The sequence below is a fragment of the Rhizobium sp. P1_E1 genome (genome assembly GCF_056406015.1).
In genome coordinates, this window is record NZ_JBFUAY010000055.1 from 1 (window position 1) to 13,580 (window position 13,580).

Genomic DNA, 13,580 nt, shown 5'->3' on the forward strand with positions numbered 1-13,580 from the left:
GGGTTGACCTCGCGTCGCGGGATCGGGATAGGCGTTCTGTCGTAGGCCTTCGAAGCTGCCGACGAGCGCAACAGCCATTGCAGCCGCAGCACTACCCTTCTGTAGGCGGTTTGCCATTCAGATCTCCTGAAACTTTTTGCTGGACGAAGATGCGGGCGATGATCGCCGCGACGGTGATGAGCCCGGTGACAATCGACATCCCAAGCTGGATGTAGATGTTCTCCGCTACCCAGGTGGCGGCCACGAAGGTGTAGATCGGCTCAAGGACGATGAAGACGAGCGCAAGCACCATGAGGCGGACGCTCCAGGCGCGTTTCAGCACCTCGCGCCAGTTATGGACGAGCATGGGAAGGCTCCAGATGTGGATGGTTACGACCGGCGCTTAGGCCCGATCTGGAATGCGTAGTGATGGTTCCGGCCGTCGTAGGGCTTGTTCACCCAGCCAACCCAGATCTTGAGGTAAAAGCCGCCGATGAGGGGCTGATCACGCTTGAAGCAGAAGAACCGGACGCCCCTCGCCGTTTGCATCAGGTAAAATTGCTGCTTCGGGTGTTCGCTAATCCACTGCTGGGCGATGATAGTTCCGAACGCCGGCATGCCGAGCAGTTCCGACTGCCATCCGTGAGCTGGGTTACGGCATATCCAGCAGGTTCGTTGCCACCAGAGATCCAAGCCGGTGAGATCGGGCTTATATCCCTTCACCCGCTGGGATATGCCGCCGTCCAGATCGGCGTCGAGCGTGGAGAACCATTGCAGGATGCCGGGGAGCCGCGGGCCGGTCAGCAGAGATATGGCGGCAAGTGCGGGTGACAGAAGATATGACAGCAGCACGAACGCGAGGTTCACCGGAAAATAGAGGAGATAGCGGAAGATCATCGCCGCACCTCCGCTATTCTGGCTGCAGAACTTGGGCGGCGCGATCGGGGCCAATGGTGCCAGTCAGAAAGGCCTGAAGCGTGCCGAAGAATTCGCTGTCGGAGCGAATTTCCGACGCGGTATCCCAGACGAACCGAAGCTTCGCCGGCATCGCGGACATCGCCGGATAGACGGTCTCCGCTTCTTCGTCAGTCAATCGCTGAACGACCGTCAATTTGGGGACCCAATAATCTGTCGGCGCCGCGACAACCGCACTTGCCGCAAGTTCGGCGGCTTCGCTCGGGGTCAGCTCGACTTCTTCACCATTAACAAGGATTTTCATCCGCGTACCCCCTCGACCAAAACCTCCCAGAAAGCATTGACTGCACCAGCTGTAATGAGCTGAAAGGCATTCCTGGCAATAATGCCGTTTCTTAGAAATTGGATCGTGCCCACAGCGAAGTTATTTGAACCGGCGATGTTTCCAAAGGTGATCAAACCCTTTGTGCTTCTACCTTTGTTGAAATTCTCCATCGTAATTTCGAATTGTATGCCGCCGCTCAGATCAGCATTATTTGTCGTACCGCCAGCGCCGACCCCAACGGCCGTCGAAGTTCCATTGACGGAAGCTGCGGCAGTTCCATTTCCATAAACTGCGTACCACGTGTAGTCGCCGCTGTTTTGATCAAAAGAACTGCCGTTGTTCACGCTTGTCCTCAGTAACAATTGAGCAGCGGTCGCTGGTTGCATGTAGCCGGTGATGCGAAGCCGTTTAAAAGCGCTCAAATTCGTAACAGTGACTGCCGCAGCTGCAGACGCACTATTTTCGCCGATCGTCTCCCACGCCCCAGGGACTGCTGTATAAAAGCCCACACCATCGCAATACAGCGTCAGCTTTCGACCCTGCTTGACCACGAGAGGGGTGGCAATACCGTTGATGGCTTCAGTGCCATTCGGGGCTATCGTGACGTCACCGCCATAGGCGAAGACGTCGACCGACCACCCAGAGGCCAATGTTGCAGACGCGGTGAGCGATAGAGTAGCCGTAGCGGTGAAGCGAAGGGTAGATCCGGCATCAGCCGCTACGGCGAGATAATTTCCGCTTTTCTCGGCGTAGTCGAGACGCCCCTTAAGGACGCCAGAGGTCGAGAAATTGCCCGTGACACTGACGCCAGAGCCTGACCAATTCAGGATTTCGGAACCGCCGGCAACCAGGGCGCCGACACCGGACGCCTTGCGATACATGCCGGTCGTGATGTCCGAAGAGAACGTAACTGAAGGCTGCGCTTGCGTGCCGTCGGCGTTCTTCAGCGGCGCCGTCATCGGAGCCGACCCATCACGCGGTAGCGAGTTGGTGATTTCGTTGCCGAGGTCGGTGGTCAGCGCGTTCCACGGTACGGGGTCGATGACCTGGCCGACGGAAGGTGTGGTTCCGGCTGGCTTTGAATATACGCCTGAGGAATTTCTGGGCATTCACCTTCTCCAAGAAGAGAAGGCCCCACGAATTGCGAGGCCCTCAATGGTGTAGTATTGGTTGCGCATGCAGATCGATCACGACCCAGATGAACCGAAGCTCGACCGCGGCCCCGGCCCGTGGAAATCGACGTTCGCTGTCGTATTAGGAATTTTCCTGCTCAACCTGTTCACTCGTTCGATCGACTGGGTATCGCTTTCGCTCGGCGCTGGCATAGGCGGATGCGTTGTTGCCTGGGCGATCGAGATCACCGGCAACAAGATCCCTGACTCATGGCGCAGTAAGTCTCGGAACTCCGGCGGCTCCTGATTCCACCAGCGCGGACACGAGCCGCGCCCTTAACTGATCGTTCCGCGACAGCTGCTGTGTCCCTGCCTGCAATACATCAAGCGCCACGTCTGGGTTCGTCTCCATCAGCACGCGCGAAAGTCGCTCCACAACGGATGGCGGCTGCCCGGTCAAGGTTCCGAGGGCCTTCGAAAGACCTGTTGTAATCGCGCCGATCGGGTCGCCCCGCACCAGACGCCCGATAACCGCCGGGTCGAACTGGTTCATGTCCGCGGCGTCCGCTAGATTGTCGGCCGTCTTCGAATTGCCTAGCGCCGCGTTTGCTGTCCGGAACATGGTCTGTTCGCGGGCGATGCGGTCTGCAAGCTGTCCTCCCCGCCCCGGAGCGGCGAACGCAGGAAGTTCGGCTTCAAACTTCGGCGTCTGCAGCATTCGAGCTTTGTTCGTCGTTGGGGACGAAGACGCTCCCTCCAAGCGGGCGATCAGCGGGTCGATGTAGCCGGCGCGGAAATCCACCTGTTCGCCGGGAGGCATAGCCTCGAACTCGGGAATGGTGTCCTGAGCCCTGCGGGATATGCGGCTTGCTGCGCTGCCCGCGTCAACGGCATCGATCCGGCGCGAGGCACGGGCAAATGCGTCCCGGGCACCTACATATCCCTCGGAAGCATCGGCAAGCGCTTGGTCGACCATCCCCTGAACGCGCGACAGGTAGTGCGCGCGATTGCCGGCCCCTTGCGCTTCTGCTCGTTGGATCATGTCATCCAGATCCAACTTTGCCCTGAACAACGTGTCGAAGTCGGTCACTTGGGAATTGCCGTCTGACAGCATGGAACGAACCCGCGTCAAAGCGCCCTCGATCGAGTCGTTAGCAATTCGATCACGAGGATTGACCATCTGGTTGACGCCCGGGCGGATCGTCCTGTCGATCTCTTCGAGAACGGGCGTGACGTTGACCGGGCCCGCATTTGCGCGGGCGGCTGGGTAGAGCTCGTTTGCCTCCGCGGTGCGCTGCGCCGTGCGGTCAACGATCCGACGCCCGGCCGTATCAAAGGTATCGAAGCCTTCCGCGAGATTGTTCGCAAGCCGCTCGCCCTGCCCTGCCTGCCGCGCCATCAAAGCTTCAGCAAGCGGCTGCCGGTTATCATGCGGAACACGGGTGGAAGTCGACATTAGCCGCTCACCGGTGTAGCCCATGGCGTCAGCGACGTTGAACATGTCCTGGCCGTCAGCCGTAGCAGCACGCATGTTGTTGGTTATGCCTTCGGGGGTCTGGCCGGCACGCCTCAGGGCCGTGGCAAGCGCATCGCGCACATATCCGTCCGGTGCGAACGGCGCAATGAGCGGCGCAGCAGCAGATTTGACAACCTGCGTGAGGCCGGCAACGGCTGCCGGCGCAACGGCTCCGATCCCGAGTCCCAAACCGCCGCCAACTCCCGCGTTTACCAACCTATTTCCGAGGCCATCCTCCCCGTTTCCGAAACCTGAGATGGCCCCGAGGATAGAACCTTCCTTGGCCGAGGCTGCGGTTACTCTCCCAAGCCCTGCCTCGGCTTTGATGGCGTTGGCAGTTGGAGAGAGTCCAGCCTTGGCGAGGCGGCTGGCACCCCATAGCGCGCCTGTTACCTTGCCTGCGATGTTGGCTGCCGGATGCTCCTCGTAGGCCTGTTCCTGCTCTCCACGAGTATCCGCCAAAGCTTGATCGTAGGTCTTTGCATCGCGCCATGGCAAAACATGAGAGCCCGCATAGTCGATGCCGGCACCAATCTCATCGGCATAGCCCATCCCGACCATGTCGACGATGCCTTGACCGAACGAGTTGATGTTGCCTGTCACCTTCTCAAGCGTCGATTTCTCGGCCTGCGGCGTGGAGCTCACCGGCTGGGGCGCCGCAGCTGCGGCAGGCTGTTGCCCCTGAAGCTGGCGCACCGCGGCGCGCACAGCGTCATCATTAGGAGCATCGATATCGAAGGTCTCGCCGTTCACCTCGACAGTGTATGTTGGCATTTACTGTCTCCTTCGAATGGTGACRCCCGGGACATCGGTCGGGACAACGGCCGGGTCGGCAGGCGCTGATGGTGCTGCCACCTTTGCCCGCTCCTTCATTTTGGCAACGCCCTGCTCCACAGCATCACGGAAGTCCTTCAGAGCAGCCCGGAAATGCGGCTCATCAAGCGAGCGATCCATGCGCGCCATGGCATCCTGAGCCTTGCCGCCCTCGACCTCGGTGATTTGGCCACCGCCTTTGAGAAGCCCATAAGCCTGCAGGAACGCACCGCCCTGAAGCTGCTTGAGGCGTGTGAGAGCATCGCGACCGTCAGCCCCCATTGTCCAGGAAGGCCGGAACTGGTCGACCGAACCGACGATCGAATTTAGCCCCTTGCTGGTCAGCAACTCATCGATGTTCTTGATCGTCTGGTCCGCCTGCATCAGATCCGCTGGAAGCGACGAGACTGCTTCGCCAGCAGCCTTGCCTTCAGTGCCGCCCTGCGCGGTGTCTTTCGCTGCCTCATAATTCTCCTTCGTGGTGCGCTTCACTTCCTGGCCGCCAGGGCCGAGGGTGATCAGTTCCGTGCCGGTATCGACGGTGCGCGTCGTCGGCGCCGCCGTGGCTCCGGGCCCGAAATCCAGATCCTTGCCACCGCCCTTGTCGCCCAACTGGCGATATCGAAGGTTCCCATCCTTGTCGTAGTAAGGGACGGTCGAGCCGTAATATTTCTCGCCGCCGGCGCCTCCAGGGGCTTGCCTGATTTCGCCGGTGCTCTTGTTGTAGAGCGTGCCGTCACTCATTCGCTCCCACTGACCATTGCTGAAATCGGCGATAACCTTGCCGTCGGCGCCGACGAGGCGACCGTTGACCTCTATCGGCTTCGGCGTGCTCTGATAAATCGGCTGCACAGTTCCGGAGCGCGGATCGCTGCGCAAGACGGTCCCATCCGGCAGCGTCTGGAAACCGTATTCGGGCGGCTTCATCAGGGTCTGAAGCGATTGCGCGGCCATCTGCTTCATCGGCCCCGGAGCGTTCGGGTTCATCAGCACTTTGACGAGGGCCTGGGCGCGTGGGTTCGCCATCGGGTTTGCAGTCTGCTGTGGCGATGCGCCGTCCAGTGCCGCTGCAAGACGAGCCGGGGCCGGCTGGTTCTGTCCGCTTGCTTGCGCCTGCTGAACCTGCTCCGGCGATGCAGGAGAACCGCTGAGCAGCGCCGTGAGAATGCCTTTGTTAGGATCGGCATTCATGAGCTGCTGGCTGTTCTGAAACTCGGGCGGGATCTGCGGCATACCCACAGGCAGCACGCTGGCGACGTTGGGCGTCGGGCCTACCGTGGAAGGCGGCAGAGGAGGCAACGCAGCTTGCGGCCCAGCCTGTGGCGGCATGGGCTGTGCCGGTGCGGATGCTCGCATCTGGCCTGTTGCGCCGGGCATGGGAATGCCGATCGATGGATCGAGGCTTGCAACTTCGCCCGGGGCAGCCGCTTGCGGCATAGGAGGCGCAGCGTTCGGCGCTACCATCGGATCGACATAGCCAGGCTGCGGAGGAGGTGCGGGAGGATTGACCGGCGGCGGCTGGATCGGCGGTGCGGAGGGCATGCCAGCGGCGGGATTGGCAGCGGCAACCTGCGCACCGGGAGCACCGCCACCGGACTGCAGATCTGCCACGATCTGCGCCATTTCGGAATCCGGGACGTTCTTGAAACCCTCCCATTCCGACCGAAGTGCGCTGATCTGCCCTGGCAGTGTATCGGCCGACGCAATACGCTGACGGGCGAGATAGGATGCGACCCGATCTTGAGTGCCTTGGTCATACGGCAAGTTGGGATCAAGCCCGAGCGCACCCACTGCGCCTCGCAACGTCGTGCCTACCGTCTGATACTTGCCAACGGGCGTTGCGACACGGCCGACCTTGCCCTTGACGTATTGGGCATAAGGCCCGCTCGGATCGGTGAAGGCCAGAACATCCCTGATGGGCATCTGCGAGATGGCTGTGCCGGCAAAGGGGCCATTCTTCTGAGCGTGGCCGAAGAGAGTGTCGTAATCCCCAGCGCCTTCCGTCCTGTCGACGGCCGCCAGGAACGATCCAGGCAGCGCGCTATTTGTCGGTGTGGCGGCGATATTCCCTGATGCATCCACCTTCGGCATGGACGAGCCGGTAGCGCCGGGATTGGCATCCTTGTTGCCGCCGAAGATCGACGACAGGAACCCGGACGGCTTCTCAGGCGGGGTATAAGGCTGCCCCGTCAGCGCTGCCATCCCTTCGGCCAAACCTGCCTGTTCTGCCTCGCCCTGCTTGCGGATGGCAAGACCGCCCATTAGCGCCTGAGCCATGCGTGCAGCGCCTTCCCACGGCGATTGAATTGGTCCGGTGTTAGTGCCCTGCTGAAGCATTGCAGCCGCCAAGCGCTTGCGGGCGTCGGTGACACTTTCCTGCGATTGGCCGGTATCGCCGCCGAAGATGAAACCCATCACAGCACTCCCGCGTAGTTGACCATCTTAAAGCCGCCCGGGCCTTCCGCGACGGCATCAGGGAAGACACGCTCGACCTCATCGGCCATGACGCCAACCTGCCGGCCGCCGCCGAAGACATATTCGTATTCGTGGATTGGGATGCCCGCTTCCGTGACGCCGATTTGGTGAACGTCGCGCTTCAGCCGGCGATCGGACATTGCCCAGCCGCCCAACAGTGATGAACCGAGACCGAAGAGACCGCCCATCGCCGCGTTCGACTTCGCTACCTGCTGGTTATAAGCACCCATCTGCTGATTGTAGTTCTCATTGATCAGTCCGGCCTGGTCGACCGTCGGCAACTGCGTCGTCGGTGAATTGACATAGTTCGGCTGATTGACCTGCGAGCCCGACATCAGCGCCGAGATTTCGTTCAGCGGCTGGTTTCGCTCGGTCAGGATCGAGTTCTGCGCATTCGAATACATGTCGCCGAGATATTGGTCGGATGCGGCCTGCTTGCGCGTCGAAAAATCGCGTAGCGCATTGTTATAGGCGGCCGAGCCCATCGAAATGCCCTTGTCGGCAAGGCTCTGGTCGAGGCTCGCCTGATCGCGGTCCCACTGGTTGTTGAAGCCGGACTGCCAATGGTCGTTGACGTATTTGTCAACGTTGCCCGCGCTGAGATCGACATTCGTCCCGAGGATGCCCGAAATCTTGCCGGTCTGCTCGTTCGCCAATTTCGATAGGCCAAGCTGCGTCTGTTGCGTCTGGTCGTAGATCGCCTGATTTTGCGGAGAATATTTCTGATAGGCTGAATAGGTCGGCAGTTGGTAGGTCTTGCCGTTCTGGTCGGTCATCGTCGTATTGCCGGTGACCTTGTATTCCAGCGAGCCGTCGGGCGTGTACTGGTTCGTATGGCTGAGGCCAGCGTTGGCAATAGCAGTGTCCACGTTCGTCGCTGTCTGCGCCGCCGCGGTCTGTGTCGGGTCGGGCGCTTTCGGCGCCTTAGGCGTGGAGACCATAGGGGAAGTCCTCTTTCAAGATTCCATAGAGCAGCGCGTCACAGTCGCCGAAGTACGCCGTCTGGCGACCCTCCAGACGCGCGCCGAGTCTTTCCAGCGCCTGCTGAGCAGCTATGTTGTCGGCACGCGTCCTGAATGTCGCTCGGCGGCATCCAAGCTGGTCGACGACATATCGAAAGACTGCCCGCATCAGTGTTGCCGAAAGCCGATCGGCAGCAAGCGAGACCTCGACGTCATGCTCCGTCCAGACGTTGAAGACGTAGGCGGCGATAATCCGGCCGCCTTGGACCTGCGCCATGGCTGTAAACGGCTGATGGAAGGCCACCCCGATCTTGCCCCCGACCCATGCCGCGATATCCTCGCGCGGTTCGGTGACGATCAAATCGGCGCACCCTTCTCATAAAGGACCGAACCGCCGACGACGGCCGCTTCCGATACTGACCCCGAAGAACCCGATATCAGCGCCCGGATCGTCGGCGCGAGCGCTGATCCGGCGCCACCTGCTGACGCAAATTTCCGAACAACCGCTGTACCGGGGAATTTTGAGACACCCCAAATCGCAGAGCCCCACTTTGCCGCCGCATTATTTTCGATGGCCGACAGAAGCGCCGTCGGTATCTTCGTTTGGTAGTCGAACGACATGCCGGCATACATCAGCGTCGAAACACCGATCTGCGCCGTCACCCCGATCAGCTTCGAAAATTTGGTCGCCAGGTCTTCGCCGTAGCGGCTCCATGCCCCCACCATGATAGCGTCGATCGCCGCGCCGTTGTCATTTGCCCCGACTTCAGCTTCGTAAACCGAACCATCAGCCGCGCCGAAGAATAGCCGATCCTGCCAGTTCCCCCAGCAGGAGGCCGCAAGCCCAACGAAGCGGCACCATGCGCCTGTTTCCGTATTCATGACGTACTGATATGGCCCGAGAGACGACGGCAGATTGACGATGGCCATCTGTCGAGAAGGAAAGCTCGCAAGCTGCCATTCGTCCGAAGTCGTGCCGGCCGTCATCACTGTCTCACGCCAGGTAGGGCCGATCTTAGCGGTGATCGCCCCGAGGCTCGTTGCACCGCGATCGAGCTGCACCGCTTTGGTGATCGGCACGATACCGTCGGTCGTCATGATCGCCAGATCAGCGCCGACAGACAGAAAGCAGCGATCGGTACCAAGCGGGCGCCCGAGCTTGAACGTGCCGAGCAATCCCCAATTGGATGAGCTGGACGGATCTGAACCCTGATAGACGATGATCTCGCCCTCGGAGGACATGAGGACAAGGCACTGCTGCAGGCCAGTGGAGACAGGAATCGTCCAGACCCCGATCCCGACCAGCGTGCCGCCGTACTTCATGTTGCCGCCGATCGGCAGCACCGTCGCCGTGCCGCTGACGGCGTCGGTGGCGAGATACCAGACATTGGTCGAATTCTTCTCGATGAACCACAGGCGCGAGCGATAGGCGGTGACGGCGATCAGCAGCGACGAATCCGAAATGCCGGTGATCATCGTCGATGAGACATAGGGCGTTGCCACTGCGCCGGTTTCCAATTGGGCGTTGGTCACCGAACCGGCCACCGTGAGTGTCAGCGTGCCGGCTGCCGGTGTGAACGTCAGAGAAACGCGGTTGCCGACGCCCGTTCCGTTGAGCACGCCCGCGAAGGCGCCGGAAAGAGTGACGGAGCCGGTGCCGAAGAAGCTCAACGTATACTGCACAGCCTTAACCGAAACGTTCTGCGTGGCGAGCGTTGCCGTGCCGACCAGCATGTTGTTCGTCCACGTCGTGCCGTTGTAGAGCAGCGGCAGATCAAGGCCGTTGACCATCCGCAGATACTCTTGGCCGGCCGGGTTGGTGTATTGCTGCACCGACCAGCGCGCACTGGAGAGGCCGGACACGACTGCGGCCCCCACCACTCCCCCGGCCGTCACGTCGAAAATCTTGGCGCCGGCAGCGGCAAATAGACGATTGCTCACCCCGACATATGGAATGATCGTCTGAACGTTGGCCGCAAGACCCGTTGCAAAGGCGATATTGCCATACCGGGCGCGGACGCGGTTTGCCTCTGGAAAGAAGTTATCCAACTGGAACGCCGCGTCCTTCGGCATGTCGGCCATCTCGACATCGGTTCGCCAGCCACCAATCGGCGCGATCCAGTCTTTGCTGCGCGAAACGCGGCCGGTGCGCCCATTTGGGGGAACGGGTTTTCTGGTCATACCGTGATGGTGCCGGGCCAGTAGTTTTCGGGGACTTCGCCGCGGTTCGGCATCGACAGACTGACGGGCTGCGCGGCGCGATCGGCGCCGACTGCTGCCTCTTTGGCACGTTCGTAGTTTTCGAGCTCTTCGCCGTAGTCCAGGCCCTTCGCACGCTTCCAGCGCCAGATCAGCGAAAGCTCGACGAGGTCTTCCGGGAAACGCGCCGTGTCGGTATCGTTCGCCCAATTCTCGGCATAGGTCGTGCCGCCGTTGACCGCGATCCAATATTTCGAGACGTATTCGTAGCGCATCCCCTCGCTGACATCGTTCGGGAAAATTGCCAGCTTGCCGCCAAGCATGCGCCAGAGTTGCGGGACCGGGCTCGAGTTGAGGATGGTGTTCCTCTCCCATGTCTGGGGCTCGACGGGACCGTTAAGCTGCCAGAGCCGTGACGTGTTCCAGATCACCGAATTGGCGACGAAGCGCTGGAAGTCCGCCGGCGGCTCTGTCGGCTCGGGGATTGCCCCGGTCGCTGTGAAATTCCGCGCGGTCGACAGTGCGGACCAGTCGTGATCCTTCAACAGATCCTTGCCGGCGCGATAGGACAGGATCTGCAGCTGCCTTACTTGCGGGTCAGCCGACGACATGACAGCCGTCGGCGGATCGAGGTCGATTTCCGCGCAGACGTTCTGGATGATGGTCAAGAGCGACATGCGCGGATCTCCGGATTAGGCTGCTGCGCGGCCGCGGCCACCTTGGCGTTCTTTTTCCATCGCTTCGAAACGAGTGGCCATTTCCTTCATCTGATCCTGCAGGCGGCCAACTTCGTCCTTGAGACGCTCGTTCTCAGCGGCAAATGCCGAAGCGGCCCGGGAGTCCTGGGCGGATGCAAGATAGCCTTGCGCGGCGGCGACGAGCTCGTTTGCACCCATGCCGATCTTCTGCTTCGCAGTGTCGGAGAGCGCGGCGAGCTGCTCGACGGTGTAGATGTTGATCGCTTCCAGCTCCTTGATCTGGCTGGGCTTCAGGAAAGCCCATTGCGCGAGCGGAGTGCCGACAAGCTGTTCGCGAGCCTCGGCGCCTTCCTTGAAGCGCTTGTAGGAGTCGGAAAAGCGGAGTTTATCGTTCTCGGTCACCTCGCGGTAAACCTCGGTGTGCTTGTCGCCGGCGATGAAGATCCGGACAAATTCCTTATCGGCGAAGATTGGGCGCCCTTCCTTCTCCGTCAGAAAGGTCTGTTCGACTGGTTCGAGGCTGAAGGAGGCATAAATTCCGGTGTTGCTGTCGGCCATGGTGCTGTCTCGCTGTTGATGGCGGGGAAAGGAAACGGGCGCCGAAGCGCCCGCCATTGATCACTTGCTGGTGTCGGTCGACTTTGCGGGGGCTGCCTTCTTGGCGGTCGGCTGCTCGACCTTCTCGGCGACCATCAGGATGAGTTCCTCGATCACCGGTGAGATGTCGCGGCCGGCCTTGCGATCGGCAGCGATTTTCTTGTGAAGTTCATTCATCAGGGACATTTCAGCCTCCTTAGTTCACCTTCGACAGGAAGGGGCGCATCAGCGTAGCTTCGAGCACGCCCGTTGCTGTGACGGTGATGGCTGTGCCGTTGGCCGTTGCGTTGGCGGACATGGTGATGCTCTGGATCGTGCCCGAGGGGGTGTAGGTGATCCCGCTGATTGTGGTGGCACCCGGAATGCCGGTGCCCGAGATGGCGGCGCCGATGAACGGGCCTCCTGCGGGGCTGACGTTTCCGAGTGCGGTCAGCTGGTTGGAGCCGTTGACCGTGGTTGCCGTGAAGGTCTGGTTGGCCGCCGCGAAATTCACATTCGCGATTGCCTTGGTGGTCGCTGTGGCCGACGCCGGAGCATTGGCGAGGCCGGCCGTCGCTGTGGTTTCCGCGACGACAAGCGCTGCCGTTGCCGTGGTCACCAGAGCCGGAGCCTGGCCATTGCGCTGCAGCCAGACGTAATAAGTGCCGGCCGCAAGACTGATGGCCTGTGCCGGTCCACCGGACTGCGTCGGCGCCTGGCTTGCACCAGCGAAGACGCCGCAACGATTGCCGACGACGGCGGCGGCCGTGGTCAGCAGCGAGGCGACATAATCCCTGGTCCACTGGAACCATTGGCCGGGCTGAAGGGTCGTCTGCGAGGCCAGCACCAGCTGRCAATAAACCCATTCGGATTCGCGGTCTCCACCGGCAACAGTGCCGAGGGAGAAGTTCGGACCCGGAATACCGGAGCCGGCAACGATCGGGCCTTCGACGACGAACGGGTTCGCGCCAAGACGATCGGTCTGAGAAATTGCGATGGTCATTGGAGTTGATCCTTTCGTTCGATCAGGCGAACAACACGCCCTGCAGGAAGGCGTTGTTCATGGTGAGGTTGCCGGCRAAGCCCATSAGCTGCACGAAGGCGTCCTGGTTGGTGTTCATGCGCTCGTCGCCGATCGGAGCCATGTCGCGGTCGCGGTGCGGGCGGTAGAACAGRTAYTTGGTGTTCAGRAAGAACATCTGGTTGAGSGGCGCACCGCCGCCGAAGCCGCCGTCGAAGATCACGTCGGCGCCCATGTAYTGCAGCGACTGGAAGCCGGCCATGCCCTTGTCCGCCGAGGTGATGCGCTGGATYGCCTGSAGMGAYTCCCAGTAGAGGCGGAAGAAGTTGTTGTCGGCGACGACAAGATCAGGCGCGTCGGAGCCGCGAACGCAGGACATGTAGAGCCGGTTCATGTAGCTCTGGATGTTCGCATTCGTGGCGGCCGCGCCGCCGTCGGCCGAGGCCGAGAATTTCTGGTTGCGCCAAAAACCCCAGGTGGCGCGCGAAATGCCGCCGACAGTGCCGGACGTCGGAGACGTCGAGACCAGCAGCTGCAGGCCGCCGATCTGACGCCCGCCATCGGCCGTGCCATCGGAATAGCAGTCAAGCGCGATGTTGTTTTTCAGCGTGGTTTCGGCATTCTCGATGCGCTGCTCGAGCAGGTCGAGGATCGCATCCTCGCCTGAGTTCTGCAGCTGTTCGAGGCCGGACATCGAGACGGCGACCGCGGCCTGCTTGAGGTCGTATTCGGCAGCGGTGATGACGTCGGAGGGCTGGACGTTGAGGATATCGTAGCCGGAATAGCGCTTGAAGGTGCTGTTTTCCTGGTACTGCAGTTCCTGCACGATGGTGCGGCCGCCGGAGATGGGTTTCTTGCGGCCGCGGCTGTTCAGACGGGTGAGAAGACCGTTGTTCTTCGTCACGTCGTCGGCGACCGTGCCGCTGCGGTTGCGCAGCGTCGTGGTCACGATTTCAGAGAGGTTGGGCGAAATGGGCATTGATCATTCC

15 protein-coding genes and 1 pseudogene are annotated in these 13,580 nt (G+C 61.1%); 1 reads left to right on the plus strand and 15 read right to left on the minus strand.

Annotated features, from left to right (window positions below):
• The 5 genes and pseudogenes from AC1D1Z_RS19080 to AC1D1Z_RS19100 form a co-directional block, all read right to left on the minus strand.
• A pseudogene (locus AC1D1Z_RS19080) lies at positions 1-117 on the minus strand (lysozyme); the annotation flags it as partial.
• On the minus strand, positions 92-346 hold the full coding sequence (locus tag AC1D1Z_RS19085; protein WP_477851578.1) for a DUF7940 domain-containing protein: 255 nt from the start codon (positions 344-346) through the stop codon (positions 92-94). The pseudogene AC1D1Z_RS19080 and the gene AC1D1Z_RS19085, both read right to left, overlap by 26 nt.
• A gap of 23 nt (positions 347-369) precedes the next feature.
• A complete protein-coding gene (locus AC1D1Z_RS19090; protein ID WP_222349461.1) occupies positions 370-876 on the minus strand; it encodes a DUF7338 family protein in 507 nt (168 codons plus the stop codon).
• Positions 877-889: 13 nt separating this feature from the next.
• Positions 890-1,198, minus strand: coding sequence for a hypothetical protein (locus AC1D1Z_RS19095; protein ID WP_477851579.1), 309 nt, complete (start codon positions 1,196-1,198; stop codon positions 890-892).
• Positions 1,195-2,328, minus strand: coding sequence for a hypothetical protein (locus AC1D1Z_RS19100; RefSeq protein ID WP_477851580.1), 1,134 nt, complete (start codon positions 2,326-2,328; stop codon positions 1,195-1,197). The genes AC1D1Z_RS19095 and AC1D1Z_RS19100 overlap by 4 nt, the downstream gene beginning before the upstream one ends.
• Positions 2,329-2,395: 67 nt before the next feature.
• On the opposite strand from AC1D1Z_RS19100, the gene AC1D1Z_RS19105 reads away from it, so the two are divergent.
• The gene (locus tag AC1D1Z_RS19105) at positions 2,396-2,638 is read left to right on the plus strand and encodes a hypothetical protein (RefSeq protein WP_246726157.1); all 243 of its coding nucleotides are present in this window, start codon (positions 2,396-2,398) and stop codon (positions 2,636-2,638) included.
• On the opposite strand, the gene AC1D1Z_RS19110 is transcribed toward AC1D1Z_RS19105, so the two are convergent.
• Genes AC1D1Z_RS19110 through AC1D1Z_RS19155 form a run of 10 tightly spaced genes read right to left on the minus strand, consistent with a single transcriptional unit; the run spans position 2,600 to position 13,570 of the window.
• A complete protein-coding gene (locus tag AC1D1Z_RS19110) occupies positions 2,600-4,600 on the minus strand; it encodes a hypothetical protein (protein ID WP_477851581.1) in 2,001 nt (666 codons plus the stop codon). The genes AC1D1Z_RS19105 and AC1D1Z_RS19110 overlap by 39 nt on opposite strands.
• 21 nt (positions 4,601-4,621) lie before the next feature.
• Positions 4,622-7,075, minus strand: a complete 2,454-nt coding sequence (locus AC1D1Z_RS19115; RefSeq protein ID WP_477851582.1) for a lytic murein transglycosylase — start codon at positions 7,073-7,075, stop codon at positions 4,622-4,624.
• Complete coding sequence (locus AC1D1Z_RS19120) at positions 7,075-8,076, minus strand: tail fiber domain-containing protein (protein WP_477851583.1); 1,002 nt, start codon at positions 8,074-8,076, stop codon at positions 7,075-7,077. Before AC1D1Z_RS19120 ends, AC1D1Z_RS19115 begins: the two co-directional genes overlap by 1 nt.
• On the minus strand, positions 8,060-8,458 hold the full coding sequence (locus tag AC1D1Z_RS19125) for a GNAT family N-acetyltransferase (RefSeq protein WP_477851584.1): 399 nt from the start codon (positions 8,456-8,458) through the stop codon (positions 8,060-8,062). The genes AC1D1Z_RS19120 and AC1D1Z_RS19125 overlap by 17 nt, the downstream gene beginning before the upstream one ends.
• Positions 8,455-10,278 carry a hypothetical protein gene (locus AC1D1Z_RS19130; protein WP_477851585.1) on the minus strand — a complete coding sequence of 608 codons (1,824 nt, stop codon included), beginning with the start codon at positions 10,276-10,278 and terminating at the stop codon, positions 8,455-8,457. Before AC1D1Z_RS19130 ends, AC1D1Z_RS19125 begins: the two co-directional genes overlap by 4 nt.
• Complete coding sequence (locus tag AC1D1Z_RS19135) at positions 10,275-10,973, minus strand: phage adaptor protein (protein ID WP_477851586.1); 699 nt, start codon at positions 10,971-10,973, stop codon at positions 10,275-10,277. Before AC1D1Z_RS19135 ends, AC1D1Z_RS19130 begins: the two co-directional genes overlap by 4 nt.
• Before the next feature lie 15 nt (positions 10,974-10,988).
• On the minus strand, positions 10,989-11,552 hold the full coding sequence (locus AC1D1Z_RS19140; protein WP_222024184.1) for a hypothetical protein: 564 nt from the start codon (positions 11,550-11,552) through the stop codon (positions 10,989-10,991).
• 60 nt (positions 11,553-11,612) lie between these two features.
• The gene (locus AC1D1Z_RS19145) at positions 11,613-11,777 is read right to left on the minus strand and encodes a hypothetical protein (RefSeq protein WP_477851587.1); all 165 of its coding nucleotides are present in this window, start codon (positions 11,775-11,777) and stop codon (positions 11,613-11,615) included.
• A 10-nt stretch (positions 11,778-11,787) separates the two neighbouring features.
• On the minus strand, positions 11,788-12,573 hold the full coding sequence (locus tag AC1D1Z_RS19150; protein ID WP_477851588.1) for a hypothetical protein: 786 nt from the start codon (positions 12,571-12,573) through the stop codon (positions 11,788-11,790).
• A gap of 22 nt (positions 12,574-12,595) precedes the next feature.
• Positions 12,596-13,570 carry a phage major capsid protein gene (locus tag AC1D1Z_RS19155; RefSeq protein ID WP_003557475.1) on the minus strand — a complete coding sequence of 325 codons (975 nt, stop codon included), beginning with the start codon at positions 13,568-13,570 and terminating at the stop codon, positions 12,596-12,598.
• Positions 13,571-13,580 lie beyond the last annotated feature (10 nt).

What these genes read in the sequence shown, in the direction of transcription:
- AC1D1Z_RS19095 (WP_477851579.1), bottom strand. Translation starts at nt 1,198, where the DNA reads ATGAAAATCCTTGTTAATGGTGAAGAAGTCGAGCTGACCCCGAGCGAA.
- AC1D1Z_RS19145 (WP_477851587.1), bottom strand. Translation starts at nt 11,777, where the DNA reads ATGTCCCTGATGAATGAACTTCACAAGAAAATCGCTGCCGATCGCAAG.
- AC1D1Z_RS19100 (WP_477851580.1), bottom strand. Translation starts at nt 2,328, where the DNA reads ATGCCCAGAAATTCCTCAGGCGTATATTCAAAGCCAGCCGGAACCACA.
- AC1D1Z_RS19135 (WP_477851586.1), bottom strand. Translation starts at nt 10,973, where the DNA reads ATGTCGCTCTTGACCATCATCCAGAACGTCTGCGCGGAAATCGACCTC.
- AC1D1Z_RS19130 (WP_477851585.1), bottom strand. Translation starts at nt 10,278, where the DNA reads ATGACCAGAAAACCCGTTCCCCCAAATGGGCGCACCGGCCGCGTTTCG.
- AC1D1Z_RS19085 (WP_477851578.1), bottom strand. Translation starts at nt 346, where the DNA reads ATGCTCGTCCATAACTGGCGCGAGGTGCTGAAACGCGCCTGGAGCGTC.
- AC1D1Z_RS19105 (WP_246726157.1), top strand. Translation starts at nt 2,396, where the DNA reads ATGCAGATCGATCACGACCCAGATGAACCGAAGCTCGACCGCGGCCCC.
- AC1D1Z_RS19090 (WP_222349461.1), bottom strand. Translation starts at nt 876, where the DNA reads ATGATCTTCCGCTATCTCCTCTATTTTCCGGTGAACCTCGCGTTCGTG.
- AC1D1Z_RS19140 (WP_222024184.1), bottom strand. Translation starts at nt 11,552, where the DNA reads ATGGCCGACAGCAACACCGGAATTTATGCCTCCTTCAGCCTCGAACCA.
- AC1D1Z_RS19120 (WP_477851583.1), bottom strand. Translation starts at nt 8,076, where the DNA reads ATGGTCTCCACGCCTAAGGCGCCGAAAGCGCCCGACCCGACACAGACC.